Here is an 18,241-nt window from a genome sequence, read left to right on the forward strand (position 1 = left end):
GCAGCAGAAAGTCAATTTACAATCGATTTAAATAAAGAGAGGAGTAAACATACAAAATGGCAAGAGAATTTTCACTTGAAAAAACTCGTAACATTGGTATCATGGCCCACGTTGATGCTGGTAAAACAACAACAACTGAGCGTATCTTGTACTACACTGGTAAAATCCATAAAATCGGTGAAACCCATGAAGGTGCTTCACAAATGGACTGGATGGAACAAGAACAAGAACGTGGTATCACGATTACATCCGCTGCGACAACTGCACAGTGGAAAGGCTACCGTGTAAATATCATCGATACTCCAGGACACGTGGACTTCACAATTGAAGTACAACGTTCTCTACGCGTATTAGATGGTGCGGTAACAGTTCTTGACTCTCAATCAGGTGTAGAACCTCAAACAGAAACTGTTTGGCGTCAAGCGACTGAATATAAAGTTCCTCGTATTGTATTCTGTAACAAAATGGATAAAATCGGTGCGGACTTCTTCTATTCAGTAGAATCATTACATGATCGTTTACAAGCAAACGCTCATCCAATTCAAATTCCAATCGGAGCTGAAGAAGACTTCACTGGAATCATTGACTTGATTAAAATGAAAGCTGAAATCTACACAAATGATTTGGGAACAGATATTCAAGAAACTGATATTCCTGAAGATTATTTAGAAAAAGCGCAAGAATGGCGCGAAAAATTAGTTGAAGCTGTTGCTGAAACTGACGAAGACTTAATGATGAAATATCTTGAAGGTGAAGAAATCACTGAAGAAGAATTAGTCGCTGGTATCCGTCAAGCAACAATCAACGTTGAGTTCTTCCCTGTATTAGCTGGTTCAGCATTCAAGAATAAAGGGGTTCAATTAATGTTGGACGCTGTTCTTGATTACTTACCATCTCCATTAGATATCGATGCTATCAAAGGGATCGATACTAAAACAGACGAAGAAACAACTCGTCCAGCTGATGACGAAGCACCTTTCGCTTCATTAGCATTTAAAGTTATGACTGACCCATTCGTAGGTCGTTTAACTTTCTTCCGTGTTTATTCTGGTGTCCTTGAAAGTGGTTCATACGTATTGAACGCTTCAAAAGGCAAAAAAGAACGTATCGGTCGTATCCTACAAATGCACGCCAACACTCGTCAAGAAATTGACAAAGTGTACTCTGGTGATATCGCTGCTGCTGTTGGTCTAAAAGACACAACAACTGGTGATACATTATGTGCATTAGATGCACCAGTTATTCTTGAATCTATTGAATTCCCTGATCCAGTTATCCAAGTCGCTGTTGAACCTAAATCAAAAGCTGACCAAGATAAAATGGGCGTGGCTCTACAAAAACTTGCTGAAGAAGATCCATCATTCCGCGTTGAAACAAACGTTGAAACTGGTGAAACAGTTATCTCTGGTATGGGTGAATTGCACTTAGACGTTTTAGTAGACCGTATGAAACGTGAATTCAAAGTTGAAGCTAACGTAGGTGCTCCTCAAGTATCTTACCGCGAAACATTCCGTGCTGCGACTAAAGCAGAAGGTAAATTCGTTCGTCAGTCTGGTGGTAAAGGACAATACGGTCACGTATGGGTTGAATTTACACCAAATGAAGAAGGTAAAGGCTTTGAGTTTGAAAACGCAATTGTCGGTGGTGTGGTTCCTCGTGAATACATCCCAGCAGTTGAAAAAGGGTTAGAAGACTCTATGAACAACGGTGTTCTTGCTGGTTATCCATTAGTTGATATCAAAGCAAAACTTTACGATGGTTCATACCACGATGTCGATTCAAATGAAACGGCCTTCCGTGTAGCTGCTTCTATGGCATTGAAAGCTGCGGCTAAAAATGCAAACCCAGTTATTTTAGAACCAATGATGAAAGTTACAATTACTGTTCCTGAAGATTACTTAGGTGATATCATGGGACACGTAACAAGTCGTCGTGGACGTGTTGAAGGTATGGAAGCACACGGTAACTCTCAAATCGTTAATGCGATGGTACCTTTAGCTGAAATGTTTGGTTATGCTACAACATTACGTTCAGCAACACAAGGACGCGGTACATTTATGATGGTATTTGACCACTATGAAGACGTACCTAAGTCTGTTCAAGAAGAAATCATCAAGAAAAACGGCGGCAACGCATAATTTTCCTTGAGAATAAAAGGTTTGTTTTTAGAACTATCCTTTTTTCAAGATTTCGTGTAAAATAGCTTATGATGATCAGACGATTTTTAGTAACGTCTATCACATATAAAACAAACAATAAAATTTATATTTTTAGGAGGAACATTCAAAATGGCAAAAGAAAAATTTGACCGTTCTAAATCCCATGTTAACATTGGTACTATCGGACACGTTGACCATGGTAAAACTACATTAACAGCTGCAATTGCTACTGTATTATCAAAACACGGTGGCGGGGAAGCACAAAGCTACGATTCTATCGATAACGCTCCAGAAGAAAAAGAACGTGGAATCACAATCAACACTTCTCATATCGAATATGAAACTGAAACTCGTCACTATGCACACGTTGACTGCCCAGGACACGCGGACTACGTTAAAAACATGATCACTGGTGCTGCTCAAATGGACGGAGCTATCTTAGTAGTTTCTGCTGCTGATGGTCCTATGCCTCAAACACGTGAACATATCTTATTATCACGTAACGTTGGTGTACCATACATCGTTGTATTCTTAAACAAAATGGATATGGTTGATGACGAAGAATTATTAGAATTAGTAGAAATGGAAGTTCGTGACTTATTATCAGAATACGATTTCCCAGGCGATGATGTTCCAGTTATCGCAGGTTCTGCTTTGAAAGCTTTAGAAGGCGACGAGTCTTATGAAGAAAAAATCTTAGAATTAATGGCTGCAGTTGACGAATATATCCCAACTCCAGAACGTGATACTGACAAACCATTCATGATGCCAGTCGAAGACGTATTCTCAATCACTGGACGTGGTACTGTTGCTACAGGCCGTGTTGAACGTGGTGAAGTTCGCGTTGGTGACGAAGTTGAAATCGTTGGTATTAAAGACGAAACATCTAAAACAACTGTTACAGGTGTTGAAATGTTCCGTAAATTATTAGACTACGCTGAAGCAGGCGACAACATCGGTGCTTTATTACGTGGTGTTGCACGTGAAGATATCGAACGTGGACAAGTATTAGCTAAACCAGCTACAATCACTCCACACACAAAATTCAAAGCTGAAGTATACGTATTATCAAAAGAAGAAGGCGGACGTCATACTCCATTCTTCACTAACTACCGTCCTCAATTCTACTTCCGTACAACAGACGTTACTGGTGTTGTAGAATTGCCAGAAGGTACTGAAATGGTAATGCCTGGTGATAACGTTGCTATGGACGTTGAATTAATTCACCCAATCGCTATCGAAGACGGAACTCGTTTCTCTATTCGTGAAGGCGGACGTACTGTAGGTTCAGGCGTTGTTACTGAAATCGTTAAATAATTAACTTTTTAACTATAGCTTTAACCAGCGTAAAAAACTGGGGTATTCGGACGTAAGGCCAGAGAATTTATTCTCTGGTCTTTTTTTTGTTTAGAAATTGGCTGGCTAAAAAATAAGCCAATTGGCTGTTTTAGCAGACTTGTTTCTTCCGTATACTTGGAGAAAAAGGTTAGGTGATTTAATGGAAAAAGTATTGACGATTGCAGGCTCCGATTCAACTGGAGGGGCAGGGATTCAAGCAGATTTAAAAACATTTGAAGAGTATGGAGTTTTTGGATTTTCAAGTTTAACCTCGATTGTGACGATGGATCCTACAACAGGTTGGTCACATGAAGTAACTGAATTGCCAGAAACGCTCTTAGAAAAACAATTGATTTCGGTTTTTGCAGGCGGCCCAGTAGCGGCCTTGAAAACAGGGATGATGGGCAATGAACAAAATATTAAAATGGCTAGTAAGTACATTAAACAAGAGAAAATTCAAAAAGTCGTGATTGACCCAGTCATTGCTTGTAAGGGCACGGCACAAATTCTGCAACCCAAAAGTGTGGAAGGCCTAAAAAACGATTTACTGCCATTAGCATTAGTGGCCACGCCTAATTTAATTGAAGCGGGCATCTTATCTGGTTTAGGCGAAATTTCTTCCGTGGCGGAGATGGAAGAAGCGGCAAAACGAATTGTACAAATGGGAGCCGAGCATGTCGTGGTTAAAGGGGGACATCGCTTAGCTGGTGAAAAAGCACTGGACTTGTTTTACGATGGTCACACCGCGCATCTTTTGGAAAATGAATTATATCCAACTGATTATAATCATGGTGCAGGTTGTACTTTTTCAGCGGCAATCACAGCTGGCTTGGCGAAAGGTTATTCGGTGTTAGAAGCAGTAACTTTAGCGAAAAAATTTGTAGCAGCGGCGATTAAACACGGTATTCAAGTTAATCCTTATGTGGGGCACGTGTGGCATGGCGCTTACACTCATGCGGAACAACGGATGCGTAAGAAAGCATAATGTTTAGAACTAGAGGAGTCTGTCAAGGACTGGCTCTAGTTTTTTTGTGATAAAGAATAACAATAGTAGGTATTACGTTAAAAGAATGTTCAAATTTTTAAAAGAGGAGTAGAATAGAACTGTAATTGCAAAAAAAGAAGCGGAACATAGAAGGGGTGATAACTTTTCTGTGCTTCAGTTTAGAACGGACTGTGGTGTTTGTTTTGACGAACTACCGGAAAGCGACTTCTTTTTGTTTTGGCTTCAAATGGTATTTAATGGAGGGAATGCAATGTTAGAAAAAGAAACGTACAGTCAACTGTTTAAATGGTCTTTTTCAAAAAAGACACAAGTCACATACTGGGATGGTACCGTCAAAGAGTATGGGCAAGGGTCGGGGGATCCGGTTTTTAAAATTGTATTCAATGAAAAAATTCCTGTGAAGGATTTACTGAATAACGCTTCATTAACTTTAGGGGAAGCCTACATGGATCGCAAAATTGAAATCGAAGGCGATATCCAAGCGCTGATTTATGATGTGTATAACCAAAAGGATAGCTTTTTACACAATGCTAAATTTATTAAATGGCTTCCTAAAGAAAGTCATTCAAAAAAACGTTCGCAAGAGGATATTCACAGCCATTACGATCTAGGAAATGATTTTTACAAAAAATGGCTTGACCAAACAATGACGTATTCATGTGCTTATTTTAAAACGCCTGAAGATACATTAGAACAAGCGCAAGTGAATAAAGTTCATCATATTTTAGATAAATTGTTTATCAAAGAGGGGGACACTTTACTGGATATTGGCTGCGGCTGGGGCACATTAATTTTAACTGCGGTGAAAGAATATGGAGCCAAAGCAACTGGGATTACATTAAGTGAAGAGCAATTTCATCATATTCGCCATATTATAGAAAAAGAAGGTCTACAAGATCGAATGACTGTCAAGTTGATGGATTATCGTGATTTAAAAGGAGAATCTTTTGATCATATTACGAGTGTTGGGATGTTTGAACATGTCGGTGCGGAAAATCTACATGAATATTTTGATGTCGTTCAGCGGAATTTAGCGCCTAAAGGTACGGCGTTGATTCATGGGATCAGTCGCCAACAAGGTGGGGCTAAAAATGCTTGGATTAATCGTTATATTTTCCCAGGTGGCTATATTCCTGGTGTCACTGAGCTAGTCGGCCATATGACAGAAAACGACTTGCAAGTGATTGACTTGGAAAGTTTGCGCAGAGATTATCAATTGACGTTGGAACATTGGACAAAAAACTTCCATAATATAGAAACAGAAATTGTTGACGAAAAAGGCGAGCGCTTCTATCGAATGTGGGACTTATATTTGCAAGCATGTGCAGCCTCATTCCAAGCAAGCAATATTGATGTTATTCAATATTTATTGGTTCATCCAGATAACAATGATATTCCAATGCGCCGGATTGGTTAATAGAATAAAAAAGAAAGAATTTGAGATTCTGGTAAAAAAGGAATCCCAAATTCTTTTTTTATAAAAATAGAATGAAAAGAATTGAAAAACAAAACAAATGCTTTTCAAAACAAGAAAAAATTCTTTCGAAAAAACGCAGAAAATCCTTGCTAACACTATCCTTTCATAGTATAATCAAAAAGGTGCTGTTTACAGGAGTGTAAAAAGCATTGGTAGATCAACGATTTGATTTGCCGGCTGTGAAGCGAGAGGTTGCGACACGCTCGGACGCTTTGCCATGAACGAGCATGCCGGATAAATTTTCGTGGAGCTATGTCTACTTTTAAAATAGGCGAAGGAGGGAACAAGATGGCAAAACAAAAAATTCGTATCCGTTTAAAAGCGTATGAACACCGTATTTTAGATCAATCAGCGGATAAAATTGTGGAAACAGCAAAAAGAACTGGAGCTGACGTATCAGGTCCGATTCCATTACCAACAGAACGCTCACTTTACACAGTTATTCGTGCGACTCATAAATACAAAGATTCTCGCGAACAATTCGAAATGCGTACTCACAAACGTCTAATTGACATTGTGAACCCAACACCAAAAACAGTTGACGCTCTAATGAAGCTTGACTTACCGTCTGGTGTTAATATTGAAATCAAACTATAAAATTAAGATGGAGGTGTACTCATGACCAAAGGAATCTTAGGGAAAAAAGTGGGAATGACACAAATCTTTACTGAGTCTGGTGAATTAATTCCAGTAACAGTAGTTGAAGCTACGCCAAACGTAGTTTTACAAGTAAAAACTGTTGAAACTGACGGATACGAAGCTATCCAAGTTGGTTACCAAGACAAACGTGAAGTTTTATCAAACAAACCTGCGAAAGGTCATGTTGCAAAAGCAAACACGGCTCCTAAGCGCTTCATTAAAGAATTCAAGAATGTTGAGCTAGGAGAATATGAAGTAGGTAAAGAAATCAAAGTAGATGTTTTCCAAGCAGGAGACGTTGTTGATGTTACAGGTACTACGAAAGGTAAAGGATTCCAAGGGGCAATCAAACGTCACGGCCAAAGCCGCGGACCTATGTCTCATGGTTCTCGTTATCACCGTCGTCCTGGGTCAATGGGTCCAGTAGCGCCTAACCGTGTATTTAAAAATAAACGACTAGCCGGCCGTATGGGTGGCGACCGCGTAACAATTCAAAACCTTGAAGTTGTTAAAGTGGACGTAGAAAGAAATGTTATCTTAATCAAAGGAAACATTCCTGGAGCGAAAAAATCTTTAATCACAATCAAATCAGCTGTGAAAGCTAAATAAGTGTAGGGAAAGGAGGAACTAAGGAATGCCGAATGTAGCATTATTCAAACAAGATGGAACTCAAAACGGTGAAATCACTTTAAATGAAGAAATCTTCGGAATCGAACCTAATGAAAGTGTTGTCTATGATGCAATCATCATGCAACGTGCTTCATTAAGACAAGGAACACACGCAGTTAAAAACCGTAGCGCTGTTCGTGGCGGTGGCCGCAAACCATGGCGTCAAAAAGGAACTGGTCGTGCTCGTCAAGGTTCAATCCGTTCACCACAATGGCGTGGAGGTGGCGTAGTCTTTGGACCAACACCGCGTTCATACAGCTACAAACTTCCTAAAAAAGTTCGTCGCTTAGCAATGAAATCTGTATTATCAGACAAAGTTGCTGAAAATAACTTGGTAGCAGTAGAAGGTTTAAGCTTCGATGCACCAAAAACAAAAGAATTCAAACAAGTTCTTGCTAACTTGTCTATCGATACTAAAGTATTAGTTGTTTTAGAAAATGGTAACGACTTTGCAGCTTTATCAGCTCGTAACTTACCAAACGTTTCTGTAGTAACTTCTGATAACGTTAGTGTGTTAGATGTTGTGTCAGCTAACAAAGTCTTGGCAACACAAACAGCTCTTACTCAAATTGAGGAGGTGCTTGCATAATGGAATTACTAGACGTAATCAAACGCCCAGTGATCACTGAAAAATCCATGTTAGCTATGGACGAAAAGAAATATACTTTCGAAGTGGACACTCGCGCAAACAAAACTTTAGTAAAACAAGCTGTTGAATCAGCATTCGATGTTAAAGTAGCAAACGTAAACATCTTAAACGTGCGTCCAAAATTCAAACGCATGGGTAAATATGCAGGTTATACAAAAAAACGTCGCAAAGCGATCGTTACATTAACTGAAGATTCAAAAGAAATTCAATTATTCGAAGCTGCTGAATAAGCAGTCCTGAACAATATCAACGTAGGAGGGAAATAAGACGTGGCGATTAAAAAGTACAAACCTACCACAAATGGCCGTCGTAACATGACAAGTTCTGATTTCGCTGAAATCACAACTTCAACACCAGAAAAATCATTGTTACAGCCATTAAAAAACAATGCCGGTCGTAACAACAACGGTCGCATTACGGTTCGTCACCAAGGTGGCGGTCACAAACGTCAATACCGTGTGATTGACTTCAAACGTAATAAAGATAACGTCGCAGCGGTTGTTAAAACGATCGAGTACGATCCAAACCGTTCTGCTAACATCGCGTTAGTTCATTACGAAGACGGGGTTAAGGCATACATCTTAGCACCAAAAGGATTAGAAGTAGGCATGCGCCTAGTATCTGGTCCAGAAGCAGATATTAAAGTAGGTAACGCATTACCATTGGAAAACATTCCAGTTGGTACAGTTATCCACAACATTGAAATGAAACCTGGTAAAGGTGGACAATTAATCCGTTCAGCTGGAACAAGCGCGCAAGTACTTGGTAAAGAAGGCAAATACGTATTAATCCGCTTAAACTCTGGCGAAGTTCGTATGATCTTAGCAACTTGCCGTGCAACAATCGGTTCAGTTGGTAACGAACAACACGAATTAATCAACATTGGTAAAGCTGGCCGCTCTCGTTGGATGCGTAAACGCCCAACTGTTCGTGGTAGCGTAATGAACCCTAACGATCACCCACACGGTGGTGGTGAAGGTAAAACACCAATTGGACGTAAAGCGCCAGTATCTCCATGGGGTCAACCAGCAATTGGATACAAAACACGTAATAAAAAAGCTAAATCAGACAAACTTATCGTTCGTCGTCGTACTAAATAATTTTTTTGACCATGTGTCGTACATTTTGAGAGGAGGTTCACCATGGGTCGTAGTTTAAAAAAAGGACCTTTCGTCGATGATCATTTGATGAAAAAGGTCGAAGCACAACAAGGTGCCGAAAAGAAAAAAGTAATTAAAACTTGGTCTCGCCGCTCTACAATTTTTCCATCATTCGTAGGTTTCACAATCGCTGTATATGATGGACGGAAACATGTCCCTGTTTACATTCAAGAAGACATGGTAGGACATAAATTAGGTGAATTTGCACCAACTAGAACTTATCGTGGCCACGTTGCTGACGATAAAAAAACTAAACGCTAATTTTGAGGGGAGGATATGCAAATGTCAGAACAAATTACATCAGCTAAAGCAACTGCAAAAACAGTTCGCACTTCACCTCGTAAAGCACGTTTAGTAATCGATCTTATCAGAGGGAAAAGCGTTGCGGATGCAATTTCAATTTTGAAATTCACACCGAACAAGTCTGCTGGAATCATTGAAAAAGTTTTAATGTCAGCAGTTGCTAACGCAGAAAACAACTTTGACTTAGACGTTGAAAGCTTAGTCGTATCTGAAGCATTTGTTAACGAAGGACCAACAATGAAACGTTTCCGTCCTCGTGCAAAAGGTTCAGCTTCACCAATCAACAAACGTACTAGTCACATCACAGTAGTTGTAACAGAGAAATAAGTCTCATGAAATAGGCTGTTTTCTTTATGAAAACAGAGCTTAAACATTTAAGAGGAGGGACAATCAGTGGGTCAAAAAGTACATCCAATTGGAATGCGTGTAGGCATCATCCGCGACTGGGATGCGAAATGGTATGCTGAAAAAGAGTATGCTGAATTCTTACACGAAGATTTAAGAATCCGTAAATTTATCGCAACAAAACTTGCTGATGCTGCTGTATCTACAATTGAAATCGAACGCGCTGCAAACCGTGTTAACATTTCAATTCACACAGCTAAACCAGGTATGGTTATCGGTAAAGGCGGATCTGAAGTCGAAAACCTAAGAAAAGAATTAAACAAATTAACTGGCAAACGAGTTCACATCAACATCGTTGAAATCAAAAAACCAGATTTAGATGCAAAATTAGTAGGCGAAGGAATTGCACGTCAATTAGAAAACCGTGTTGCTTTCCGTCGTGCTCAAAAACAAGCCATCCAACGCGCAATGCGTGCTGGCGCTAAAGGAATCAAAACTCAAGTATCAGGTCGTCTAAACGGTGCGGATATCGCTCGTTCAGAAGGATACTCTGAAGGAACTGTACCACTTCATACATTACGTGCGGACATTGATTACGCATGGGAAGAAGCGGACACTACTTACGGAAAACTAGGAGTTAAAGTGTGGATCTATCGTGGAGAAATTCTTCCAACGAAAAAAAACACTGAGAAAGGAGGGAAATAATCATGTTAGTACCTAAACGTGTAAAACACCGTCGTGAATTCCGCGGAAAAATGCGCGGTGAAGCTAAAGGCGGAAAAGAAGTAGCATTTGGTGAATGGGGTTTACAAGCAACTGAATCTCACTGGATTACTAACCGTCAAATCGAAGCAGCCCGTATTGCAATGACTCGTTACATGAAACGTGGCGGGAAAGTATGGATTAAAATTTTCCCTCACAAGTCTTACACAAGTAAAGCTATCGGCGTACGTATGGGTAAAGGTAAAGGGGCACCAGAAGGCTGGGTATCACCAGTTAAACGTGGTAAAATCATGTTTGAAATCGCAGGCGTTCCTGAAGAAGTAGCTCGTGAAGCTCTTCGTCTTGCATCTCACAAATTGCCGGTAAAAACTAAGATCGTAAAACGTGAGGAAATGGGTGGTGAATCGAATGAAGGTTAAAGAAATCAGAGAATTAACCACTGCCGAAATGCTAGATAAAGAAAAACAATTAAAAGAAGAATTGTTCAACTTAAGATTCCAATTAGCAACAGGTCAATTAGAAAACACTGCACGTATTAAAGAAGTACGTCAATCGATTGCACGCATCAAAACAGTATTGCGTGAACAAGCTAACTAATAGTGGAAGGAGGCCAAACGCGTATGACTGAAGAAAGAAATCAACGTAAAGTTTACCAAGGTCGCGTGGTATCAGACAAAATGGATAAAACAATCACAGTTGTCGTTGAAACAAAGAAAAACCACCCTATCTATGGCAAACGTATGAAATATTCAAAAAAATATAAAGCGCATGATGAAAACAACACAGCGAAAGTTGGAGACATCGTAAAAATCATGGAAACTCGTCCATTATCAGCTACAAAACGTTTCCGTTTACTAGAGGTAGTCGAAGAAGCAGTTATTATCTAATAAAACGAGAATTTCCTAATAGATTGAAGCACAAAATCTGAAAGGGGGATACACATCGTGATCCAACAAGAAAGTCGTTTAAGAGTCGCTGACAATTCTGGCGCACGTGAAATTTTAACGATCAAAGTCCTAGGCGGATCTGGTCGTAAAACTGCTAACATCGGTGACGTTATTGTTGCTACTGTCAAACAAGCAACGCCAGGTGGGGTTGTTAAAAAAGGTGAAGTAGTTAAAGCCGTTATCGTTCGTACAAAATCTGGCGCTCGTCGTGCTGACGGTTCTTACATCAAATTTGATGAAAATGCTGCGGTAATTATCCGTGACGATAAAAGCCCACGCGGAACACGTATCTTCGGACCAGTTGCACGTGAATTACGTGAAAACAACTTCATGAAGATCGTTTCTCTAGCACCAGAAGTATTATAATCTCGAGCCCACGTTAAAGGAGGTGCGAAACAGTAATGTTTGTTAAAAAAGGCGATAAAGTAAAAGTTATCACTGGTAAAGATAAAAACAAAGAAGGCGTTGTCTTAGCAGCGTTTCCTAAACAAGATAAAGTTATCGTTGAAGGTGTCAACGTCGTTAAAAAACACCAAAAACCAAACCAAGCAGCCCCACAAGGTGGAATCCTTGAAGTGGAAGCGCCAATTCATGTTTCTAATGTAATGGTGATTGATCCTTCAAACGGAGAAGCTACTAAAGTTGCGTTTAAAGAAGTCGACGGCAAAAAAGTCCGCGTTTCTAAAAAAACAGGTGAAGTTTTAGATAAATAAAAATTGCGGAAGGAGGGCTTACTGAATGAACCGCCTGAAAGAAAAATATATTAAAGAAGTAACACCATCATTGGTGGAAAAATTTAATTACAGCTCAGTTATGCAAACACCTAAAGTTGATAAAATCGTTATCAACATGGGTGTGGGTGATGCAGTATCAAATGCTAAAAACTTAGACAAAGCTGTTGAAGAATTAGCATTAATCACTGGTCAAAAACCACTTATCACAAAAGCTAAAAAATCTATCGCTGGATTCCGTTTACGTGAAGGAATGCCAATCGGTGCGAAAGTAACGCTACGCGGCGAAAGAATGTACGAATTTTTAGATAAATTAGTAACAGTTTCTTTACCTCGTGTACGTGACTTCCACGGTGTCAGCAAAAAAGCTTTCGATGGTCGTGGTAACTATACTTTAGGTATTAAAGAACAATTAATCTTCCCAGAAGTTGATTATGATTTAGTAGATAAAGTACGCGGTATGGACATCGTAATTGTTACAACAGCGAACACTGACGAAGAGTCTCGCGAATTGTTGGCACAATTAGGTATGCCATTCCAAAAATAATATAAGGAGGCGAACTACGTGGCTAAAAAATCAATGATTGCTAAAAACAAACGTCCTGCTAAACATTCAACACAAGCTTATACTCGTTGTGAACGTTGTGGACGTCCACATTCAGTTTATCGTAAATTTCATCTTTGCCGTATTTGCTTCCGCGAACTTGCCTATAAAGGTCAAATTCCCGGCGTGAAGAAAGCTAGCTGGTAAACAAGTAAACTCGCATAAAGGAGGTAAATAGTTCAATGGTCATGACAGATCCAATTGCAGATTTTCTAACTCGCATTCGTAATGCGAACATGGTTAAACATGAAACTTTAGAAGTACCTGCTTCAAAAATCAAACGTGATATCGCAGAAATCCTGAAACGTGAAGGATTTATCCGCGACGTAGAATACATCGAAGATGACAAACAAGGCGTAATCCGTGTTTTCCTAAAATATGGTAAAAACGAAGAACGTGTTATCACAAACTTAAAACGTATTTCTAAACCAGGTTTACGTGCATACGTAAAAGCTGACGAAGTACCAAAAGTATTAAACGGTCTAGGAATTGCAATCATCTCTACATCAGAGGGTGTAATTACTGACAAAGAAGCTAGAGCGAAAAATATCGGCGGCGAAGTAATCGCCTACGTATGGTAATTCTAAAAAATACACAAGGAGGTGTCTCTAAGTGAGCCGTATTGGTAATAAAGTTGTTGTTCTTCCTGCTGGTGTTGAAATCAAGCAAGACGGAAACAACATTACAGTTAAAGGACCTAAAGGTGAATTAACACGCGAATTTTCTTCTGATATCAAAATGAACATCGAAGGAAACGAAGTGACATTCACTCGTCCAAACGATTCAAAAGAAATGAAAACAATCCACGGAACAACTCGTGCAAACTTCAACAACATGGTTGTTGGTGTTTCTGAAGGTTTCCAAAAAGCACTTGAACTTATCGGGGTCGGATACCGTGCCCAAGTACAAGGCAACAAATTAACTTTAAACGTTGGTTATTCTCATCCTGTCGAAATGACAGCACCAGAAGGCGTAACATTTGAAGTACCTGCGAACACACAAGTTATCGTTAAAGGCATCAACAAAGAAGTTGTTGGTGAATTAGCTGCTAACATCCGTGGCGTTCGTCCTCCAGAACCTTATAAAGGCAAAGGGATTCGCTATGTTGGTGAATTTGTACGCCGTAAAGAAGGTAAAACTGGTAAATAATAACAGCTGTGTAGAAAACAGAAGTCAACAACAAGCAACTGTCATTTTATGGGATTTTTCCAATAAAATGCTTTTGTCTTGTCTGCCAGCTTCTCTTTTCCGTAATCTGCTGACTGCTTGAAATATTAGTAGTAAACATTAAATCAAAGAGGTGAAAATTGTGATTACAAAACCAGATAAAAACAAAACACGTCAAAAGAGACATCGTCGTGTACGTAACAAAATCTCTGGTACTGCTGAGTGCCCACGCTTGAACATTTTCCGTTCTAACAAAAACATCTACGCGCAAGTCATTGATGACGTAGCGGGTGTGACGCTAGCAAGTGCCTCTGCCTTGGATAAAGAAATTTCAGGTGGAACAAAAACAGAAACAGCTGCAGCTGTTGGTAAACTAGTTGCTGAACGTGCCGCTGAAAAAGGCATCAAAAAAGTAGTCTTCGACCGTGGTGGATACCTTTACCATGGCCGCGTGCAAGCTTTAGCTGAAGCTGCTCGTGAAAATGGACTAGAATTTTAGGAGAAGGAGGAACACCATTCATGGTTTATATTGATCCAAAACATTTGGAATTAGAAGACCGCGTTGTAGCGATCAACCGTGTAACAAAAGTTGTTAAAGGTGGACGTCGTTTACGTTTCGCAGCTTTAGTTGTTGTCGGTGACAAAAACGGACACGTTGGTTTCGGTACTGGTAAAGCACAAGAAGTACCTGAAGCTATCCGTAAAGCAATCGAAGACGCGAAGAAAAACTTAGTTGAAGTGCCTATGGTTGGTTCTACTATCCCGCACGAAGTAATTGGCGTATTCGGTGGCGGCCGTATCCTTATGAAACCTGCAGTAGAAGGTTCTGGGGTAGCTGCTGGTGGACCAGTTCGTGCCGTATTGGAATTAGCTGGTGTAGCAGATATTACATCTAAATCACTAGGTTCAAACACACCTATTAACGTTGTTCGCGCAACTGTTGAAGGTCTAAAACAATTAAAACGTGCCGAAGAAGTGGCAGCACTTCGCGGTAAATCTGTAGAAGAAATTATCGGTTAAGGAGGACAAAAATAATGGCTGAATTAAAAATTACTTTAAAACGCAGTGTTATCGGACGTCCTCAAAACCAACGTGCTACAGTTAAAGCGTTAGGTTTAGGTAAAGTGAATAGTACTGTTACAAAACCTGCCAATGAAGCAATCAAAGGTATGGTTAACACTATTTCACATTTAGTGGACGTAGAAGAAGTTTAAGATTTATAGATTTGTAATAGAAGATTGCTTAAGGAGGTGCCAAACCTATGAAACTTCATGAATTAAAACCTGCTGAGGGCTCACGCCAAGTACGTAACCGTGTTGGACGTGGTACTTCATCTGGTAATGGTAAAACAGCTGGCCGTGGACAAAAAGGGCAAAAAGCCCGTTCAGGCGGTGGTGTTCGTTTAGGATTTGAAGGGGGTCAAACTCCATTATTCCGTCGTTTACCAAAACGTGGGTTTACAAACATTAATCGTAAAGATTACGCTGTTGTGAACTTAGATACTTTAAACCGTTTTGAAGATGGAACAGAAGTAACTCCTGTTGTCCTAAAAGAAGCAGGAATCGTTAAAAACGAAAAAGCGGGAATCAAAGTTCTTGCAGATGGTGAGTTAACGAAAAAATTAACTGTGAAAGCAGCTAAATTCTCGAAATCAGCACAAGAAGCTATCGAAGCTGCTGGTGGTTCAATCGAGGTGATCTAATTGTTCAAGCTATTAAAGAACGCCTTTAAAGTCAAAGACATTAGATCAAAAATCTTATTTACAGTTTTAATCTTGTTTGTATTTCGCCTAGGTGCGCACATTACTGTGCCCGGGGTGAATGCAAAGGGATTGTCTGATTTAAGTAGCTTACCCTTTTTGAATATGTTGAATATGGTGAGTGGTAGTGCCATGCAAAACTTCTCTATCTTCTCGATGGGGGTTTCGCCATACATTACAGCCTCTATTATTATTCAACTATTGCAAATGGATATTGTACCTAGATTTGTAGAATGGTCAAAACAAGGGGAAGTTGGGCGTAAGAAATTAAATCAAGCTACAAGATATCTAACGATTGTCTTGGGTGTGGCTCAGTCAATGGGGATCACTGCTGGTTTTAATAGCTTAAGTCAAACTGGGATTGTCAACAATCCAACCTTAGGTACCTTTGTGATGATTGCAGTTATTTTAACTGCTGGGACGATGTTTGTGACTTGGATGGGTGAACAAATTACAGAAAAAGGAATCGGAAATGGTGTTTCAATGATTATCTTTGCCGGGATTATTTCTCGTTTGCCAGGAGCAGTCAAAGAAATCTATGAAGATTACTTCGTCAATATCGAGTCTTCTCGTATTTGGCAATCTGTTATTTTCATTGCAATCTTAGTTATTGCTATTTTGGTGATTGTTACAGTCGTAACGTTCTTCCAACAAGCAGAGCGTAAGATTCCAATCCAATATACAAAACGTGTTTCTGGTGCACCAACAAGTAGTTATTTACCGTTAAAAGTAAATGCTGCTGGGGTTATTCCAGTTATCTTTGCCAGCTCGTTAATTGCAACACCAAATGCCATTTTACAAGCTTTCTCATCAAAATTCGCTGGTGAAAATTGGTATGACATTATGACAAAAATCTTCAGTTATAACACAGTTCCAGGGGCAATCATCTATACTGTCCTAATCGTTGCGTTTACGTTCTTCTATGCATTTGTTCAAGTAAACCCTGAGAAATTAGCGGAAAACTTACAAAAACAAGGAAGCTACATTCCAAGCGTGCGACCAGGTAAAGGTACAGAAGAATATGTATCTGGCGTGTTAATGAGATTAAGTGTTGTCGGCTCAATTTTCCTAGGACTTGTTGCTTTACTTCCAATCATTGCGCAAATGGTTTGGAACTTACCTCAATCAATCGGTTTAGGTGGAACAAGTTTACTAATCGTTATCGGGGTTGCATTAGAAACAACGAAACAATTAGAAGGATTAATGATGAAACGTCAATATGTCGGCTTTATCAATAAGTAAGAATCGAGTGTTGAGGTTTTACCTCAGCACCATTCTCACATATGGCTAGCTTCATAAGCCGGTCTTTAAAATTAGGAGGAGAATATATGAACCTCATTTTAATGGGATTACCTGGAGCAGGTAAAGGCACCCAAGCAGAAAAAATCATTGATACGTATGGCATTCCACATATTTCTACTGGAGATATGTTCCGTGCAGCAATGAAAAATGAAACTGCCTTGGGCCTAGAAGCGAAATCTTATATCGATAAAGGTGAACTGGTTCCTGACGAAGTAACAAACGGAATTGTTAAAGAACGCCTTGCTGAACCAGACACAGACAAAGGATTCCTATTAGATGGTTTCCCACGTACACTGGATCAAGCAAAAGCATTAGATACAATGCTTAAAGAATTAAACAAAAAAATTGATGCTGTCATTGACATCCATGTAGAAGAAGATGTATTAATCGAGCGTTTAGCTGGACGATTCATCTGTCGCACATGTGGCGCAACGTATCATAAATTATTCAACCCGCCAAAAGTTGAAGGCACTTGTGATCGCTGTGGCGGACATGAATTCTACCAAAGAGAAGATGATAAGCCCGAAACGGTTAAAAATCGTTTGGCAGTCAACATTGAAAGTAGCGCACCAATCTTAGCTTTCTATAAAGAACAAGGCTTGATGCATACAATCGATGGCAATCGCGAAATCGATACTGTTTTTTCTGATGTGAAAAAAATCATTGACGAAAACTAATTTCCAATTGCCCGCAGTTTAACCCTGTTGTTGTATTCAGTTTCTCTTGCCAAAACATAACTAAATATGGTAGAATATATCAGTCCGACTTCTACAGTTTTGTGACATCAAAATGAATAACGAAGTTAGTTGAGAATTTCTAGGTGGGAGCTGGAGTTTCCGCCGTTTTATCGTGTGAAAACGCGAAACAAGTACAAGGAGGTACTGTGCGTGGCAAAAGAAGATATGATTGAAGTCGAAGGTACAGTCGTCGAAACTTTGCCGAATGCAATGTTTAAAGTCGAACTAGAAAATGGACACCAAGTTCTTGCTACTGTTTCAGGTAAAATCCGTATGCACTACATCCGTATCTTACCTGGTGACAAAGTAACAGTTGAATTATCACCGTATGATTTAACGCGTGGCCGTATTACTTATCGCTTTAAATAATTGTACTCCGTAAAACCACAGGAGGTATTATCATGAAAGTAAGACCATCAGTAAAACCAATGTGTGAACATTGTAAAGTAATTCGCCGTAAAGGACGTGTTATGGTTATTTGCCCAGCAAATCCAAAACATAAACAACGTCAAGGATAATTAGGAGG

The 18,241-nt window shown here is 39.6% G+C and carries 29 protein-coding genes; all 29 read left to right on the forward strand.

The window, feature by feature from the left end; translation table 11 throughout:
- Positions 1-56: 56 nt before the first annotated feature.
- The 29 genes from fusA to rpmJ all read left to right on the forward strand — a co-directional run bounded on the left by fusA (position 57) and on the right by rpmJ (position 18,233).
- Positions 57-2,138 (forward strand): elongation factor G, encoded by a 2,082-nt coding sequence (fusA, locus tag IGJ46_RS00705; RefSeq protein WP_002356192.1) that lies wholly within the window; start codon positions 57-59, stop codon positions 2,136-2,138.
- Positions 2,139-2,288: 150 nt separating this feature from the next.
- Entirely contained in the window at positions 2,289-3,476 is a 1,188-nt protein-coding gene (gene tuf / locus IGJ46_RS00710; RefSeq protein ID WP_002356194.1) for an elongation factor Tu, read from the forward strand.
- Between the two features lie 181 nt (positions 3,477-3,657).
- Positions 3,658-4,482 (forward strand): bifunctional hydroxymethylpyrimidine kinase/phosphomethylpyrimidine kinase, encoded by an 825-nt coding sequence (thiD, locus tag IGJ46_RS00715; protein ID WP_033918136.1) that lies wholly within the window; start codon positions 3,658-3,660, stop codon positions 4,480-4,482.
- A gap of 271 nt (positions 4,483-4,753) precedes the next feature.
- The gene (locus IGJ46_RS00720; RefSeq protein ID WP_002389616.1) at positions 4,754-5,920 is read left to right on the forward strand and encodes an SAM-dependent methyltransferase; all 1,167 of its coding nucleotides are present in this window, start codon (positions 4,754-4,756) and stop codon (positions 5,918-5,920) included.
- A 348-nt stretch (positions 5,921-6,268) separates the two neighbouring features.
- A complete protein-coding gene (gene rpsJ, locus IGJ46_RS00725; RefSeq protein WP_002389727.1) occupies positions 6,269-6,577 on the forward strand; it encodes a 30S ribosomal protein S10 in 309 nt (102 codons plus the stop codon).
- A gap of 21 nt (positions 6,578-6,598) precedes the next feature.
- Positions 6,599-7,228, forward strand: coding sequence for a 50S ribosomal protein L3 (rplC, locus tag IGJ46_RS00730; RefSeq protein WP_002356199.1), 630 nt, complete (start codon positions 6,599-6,601; stop codon positions 7,226-7,228).
- A gap of 25 nt (positions 7,229-7,253) precedes the next feature.
- Entirely contained in the window at positions 7,254-7,877 is a 624-nt protein-coding gene (gene rplD / locus IGJ46_RS00735; protein WP_002356200.1) for a 50S ribosomal protein L4, read from the forward strand.
- Positions 7,877-8,167 carry a 50S ribosomal protein L23 gene (locus IGJ46_RS00740; protein WP_002356203.1) on the forward strand — a complete coding sequence of 97 codons (291 nt, stop codon included), beginning with the start codon at positions 7,877-7,879 and terminating at the stop codon, positions 8,165-8,167. The genes rplD and IGJ46_RS00740 overlap by 1 nt, the downstream gene beginning before the upstream one ends.
- A 39-nt stretch (positions 8,168-8,206) precedes the next feature.
- A complete protein-coding gene (gene rplB / locus IGJ46_RS00745; protein WP_002356204.1) occupies positions 8,207-9,037 on the forward strand; it encodes a 50S ribosomal protein L2 in 831 nt (276 codons plus the stop codon).
- Between the two features lie 42 nt (positions 9,038-9,079).
- Positions 9,080-9,358: a 30S ribosomal protein S19 gene (rpsS, locus tag IGJ46_RS00750; RefSeq protein WP_002356205.1), complete on the forward strand. Its 279-nt coding sequence runs from the start codon at positions 9,080-9,082 to the stop codon at positions 9,356-9,358.
- A 21-nt stretch (positions 9,359-9,379) separates the two neighbouring features.
- Positions 9,380-9,727, forward strand: coding sequence for a 50S ribosomal protein L22 (gene rplV / locus IGJ46_RS00755; RefSeq protein WP_002356206.1), 348 nt, complete (start codon positions 9,380-9,382; stop codon positions 9,725-9,727).
- 66 nt (positions 9,728-9,793) lie between these two features.
- Positions 9,794-10,450, forward strand: coding sequence for a 30S ribosomal protein S3 (gene rpsC, locus IGJ46_RS00760; RefSeq protein ID WP_002356207.1), 657 nt, complete (start codon positions 9,794-9,796; stop codon positions 10,448-10,450).
- Positions 10,451-10,452: 2 nt separating this feature from the next.
- Positions 10,453-10,887: a 50S ribosomal protein L16 gene (gene rplP, locus IGJ46_RS00765; protein WP_002356208.1), complete on the forward strand. Its 435-nt coding sequence runs from the start codon at positions 10,453-10,455 to the stop codon at positions 10,885-10,887.
- A complete protein-coding gene (gene rpmC / locus IGJ46_RS00770) occupies positions 10,877-11,065 on the forward strand; it encodes a 50S ribosomal protein L29 (RefSeq protein WP_002383858.1) in 189 nt (62 codons plus the stop codon). The genes rplP and rpmC overlap by 11 nt, the downstream gene beginning before the upstream one ends.
- Before the next feature lie 23 nt (positions 11,066-11,088).
- A complete protein-coding gene (gene rpsQ / locus IGJ46_RS00775; RefSeq protein WP_002359348.1) occupies positions 11,089-11,355 on the forward strand; it encodes a 30S ribosomal protein S17 in 267 nt (88 codons plus the stop codon).
- A gap of 57 nt (positions 11,356-11,412) precedes the next feature.
- Positions 11,413-11,781: a 50S ribosomal protein L14 gene (rplN, locus tag IGJ46_RS00780; RefSeq protein ID WP_002356211.1), complete on the forward strand. Its 369-nt coding sequence runs from the start codon at positions 11,413-11,415 to the stop codon at positions 11,779-11,781.
- Positions 11,782-11,816: 35 nt separating this feature from the next.
- Complete coding sequence (gene rplX / locus IGJ46_RS00785) at positions 11,817-12,128, forward strand: 50S ribosomal protein L24 (RefSeq protein ID WP_002356212.1); 312 nt, start codon at positions 11,817-11,819, stop codon at positions 12,126-12,128.
- Positions 12,129-12,153: 25 nt separating this feature from the next.
- Positions 12,154-12,693: a 50S ribosomal protein L5 gene (gene rplE, locus IGJ46_RS00790; RefSeq protein WP_002356213.1), complete on the forward strand. Its 540-nt coding sequence runs from the start codon at positions 12,154-12,156 to the stop codon at positions 12,691-12,693.
- A gap of 18 nt (positions 12,694-12,711) precedes the next feature.
- Positions 12,712-12,897: a type Z 30S ribosomal protein S14 gene (locus IGJ46_RS00795; RefSeq protein ID WP_002356214.1), complete on the forward strand. Its 186-nt coding sequence runs from the start codon at positions 12,712-12,714 to the stop codon at positions 12,895-12,897.
- A gap of 35 nt (positions 12,898-12,932) precedes the next feature.
- Complete coding sequence (gene rpsH / locus IGJ46_RS00800) at positions 12,933-13,331, forward strand: 30S ribosomal protein S8 (RefSeq protein ID WP_002356215.1); 399 nt, start codon at positions 12,933-12,935, stop codon at positions 13,329-13,331.
- 31 nt (positions 13,332-13,362) lie between these two features.
- Positions 13,363-13,899 (forward strand): 50S ribosomal protein L6, encoded by a 537-nt coding sequence (gene rplF / locus IGJ46_RS00805; protein ID WP_002356217.1) that lies wholly within the window; start codon positions 13,363-13,365, stop codon positions 13,897-13,899.
- 160 nt (positions 13,900-14,059) lie between these two features.
- A complete protein-coding gene (gene rplR, locus IGJ46_RS00810; protein WP_002356218.1) occupies positions 14,060-14,416 on the forward strand; it encodes a 50S ribosomal protein L18 in 357 nt (118 codons plus the stop codon).
- Positions 14,417-14,436: 20 nt separating this feature from the next.
- Entirely contained in the window at positions 14,437-14,937 is a 501-nt protein-coding gene (gene rpsE, locus IGJ46_RS00815) for a 30S ribosomal protein S5 (protein WP_002356219.1), read from the forward strand.
- Positions 14,938-14,951: 14 nt separating this feature from the next.
- The gene (rpmD, locus tag IGJ46_RS00820; RefSeq protein WP_002356220.1) at positions 14,952-15,131 is read left to right on the forward strand and encodes a 50S ribosomal protein L30; all 180 of its coding nucleotides are present in this window, start codon (positions 14,952-14,954) and stop codon (positions 15,129-15,131) included.
- A 47-nt stretch (positions 15,132-15,178) separates the two neighbouring features.
- A complete protein-coding gene (gene rplO / locus IGJ46_RS00825) occupies positions 15,179-15,619 on the forward strand; it encodes a 50S ribosomal protein L15 (protein WP_002356221.1) in 441 nt (146 codons plus the stop codon).
- Positions 15,620-16,918 (forward strand): preprotein translocase subunit SecY, encoded by a 1,299-nt coding sequence (gene secY / locus IGJ46_RS00830; protein ID WP_002359350.1) that lies wholly within the window; start codon positions 15,620-15,622, stop codon positions 16,916-16,918.
- 86 nt (positions 16,919-17,004) lie between these two features.
- Complete coding sequence (locus tag IGJ46_RS00835; protein WP_002356223.1) at positions 17,005-17,655, forward strand: adenylate kinase; 651 nt, start codon at positions 17,005-17,007, stop codon at positions 17,653-17,655.
- Positions 17,656-17,865: 210 nt separating this feature from the next.
- Positions 17,866-18,084: a translation initiation factor IF-1 gene (gene infA / locus IGJ46_RS00840; protein ID WP_002356224.1), complete on the forward strand. Its 219-nt coding sequence runs from the start codon at positions 17,866-17,868 to the stop codon at positions 18,082-18,084.
- Positions 18,085-18,116: 32 nt separating this feature from the next.
- Complete coding sequence (rpmJ, locus tag IGJ46_RS00845) at positions 18,117-18,233, forward strand: 50S ribosomal protein L36 (RefSeq protein WP_002288710.1); 117 nt, start codon at positions 18,117-18,119, stop codon at positions 18,231-18,233.
- Positions 18,234-18,241: the final 8 nt, after the last annotated feature.

The organism is Enterococcus sp. AZ120 (genome assembly GCF_050546165.1).
Lineage (GTDB): Bacteria > Bacillota > Bacilli > Lactobacillales > Enterococcaceae > Enterococcus > Enterococcus faecalis.

Coding starts and splice junctions, on each gene's coding strand:
- fusA (WP_002356192.1), top strand. CDS start 57: ATGGCAAGAGAATTTTCACTTGAAAAAACTCGTAACATTGGTATCATG.
- tuf (WP_002356194.1), top strand. CDS start 2,289: ATGGCAAAAGAAAAATTTGACCGTTCTAAATCCCATGTTAACATTGGT.
- thiD (WP_033918136.1), top strand. CDS start 3,658: ATGGAAAAAGTATTGACGATTGCAGGCTCCGATTCAACTGGAGGGGCA.
- IGJ46_RS00720 (WP_002389616.1), top strand. CDS start 4,754: ATGTTAGAAAAAGAAACGTACAGTCAACTGTTTAAATGGTCTTTTTCA.
- rpsJ (WP_002389727.1), top strand. CDS start 6,269: ATGGCAAAACAAAAAATTCGTATCCGTTTAAAAGCGTATGAACACCGT.
- rplC (WP_002356199.1), top strand. CDS start 6,599: ATGACCAAAGGAATCTTAGGGAAAAAAGTGGGAATGACACAAATCTTT.
- rplD (WP_002356200.1), top strand. CDS start 7,254: ATGCCGAATGTAGCATTATTCAAACAAGATGGAACTCAAAACGGTGAA.
- IGJ46_RS00740 (WP_002356203.1), top strand. CDS start 7,877: ATGGAATTACTAGACGTAATCAAACGCCCAGTGATCACTGAAAAATCC.
- rpsS (WP_002356205.1), top strand. CDS start 9,080: ATGGGTCGTAGTTTAAAAAAAGGACCTTTCGTCGATGATCATTTGATG.
- rplV (WP_002356206.1), top strand. CDS start 9,380: ATGTCAGAACAAATTACATCAGCTAAAGCAACTGCAAAAACAGTTCGC.
- rplP (WP_002356208.1), top strand. CDS start 10,453: ATGTTAGTACCTAAACGTGTAAAACACCGTCGTGAATTCCGCGGAAAA.
- rpmC (WP_002383858.1), top strand. CDS start 10,877: ATGAAGGTTAAAGAAATCAGAGAATTAACCACTGCCGAAATGCTAGAT.
- rpsQ (WP_002359348.1), top strand. CDS start 11,089: ATGACTGAAGAAAGAAATCAACGTAAAGTTTACCAAGGTCGCGTGGTA.
- rplX (WP_002356212.1), top strand. CDS start 11,817: ATGTTTGTTAAAAAAGGCGATAAAGTAAAAGTTATCACTGGTAAAGAT.
- rplE (WP_002356213.1), top strand. CDS start 12,154: ATGAACCGCCTGAAAGAAAAATATATTAAAGAAGTAACACCATCATTG.
- rpsH (WP_002356215.1), top strand. CDS start 12,933: ATGGTCATGACAGATCCAATTGCAGATTTTCTAACTCGCATTCGTAAT.
- rpsE (WP_002356219.1), top strand. CDS start 14,437: ATGGTTTATATTGATCCAAAACATTTGGAATTAGAAGACCGCGTTGTA.
- rpmD (WP_002356220.1), top strand. CDS start 14,952: ATGGCTGAATTAAAAATTACTTTAAAACGCAGTGTTATCGGACGTCCT.
- rplO (WP_002356221.1), top strand. CDS start 15,179: ATGAAACTTCATGAATTAAAACCTGCTGAGGGCTCACGCCAAGTACGT.
- IGJ46_RS00835 (WP_002356223.1), top strand. CDS start 17,005: ATGAACCTCATTTTAATGGGATTACCTGGAGCAGGTAAAGGCACCCAA.
- rpmJ (WP_002288710.1), top strand. CDS start 18,117: ATGAAAGTAAGACCATCAGTAAAACCAATGTGTGAACATTGTAAAGTA.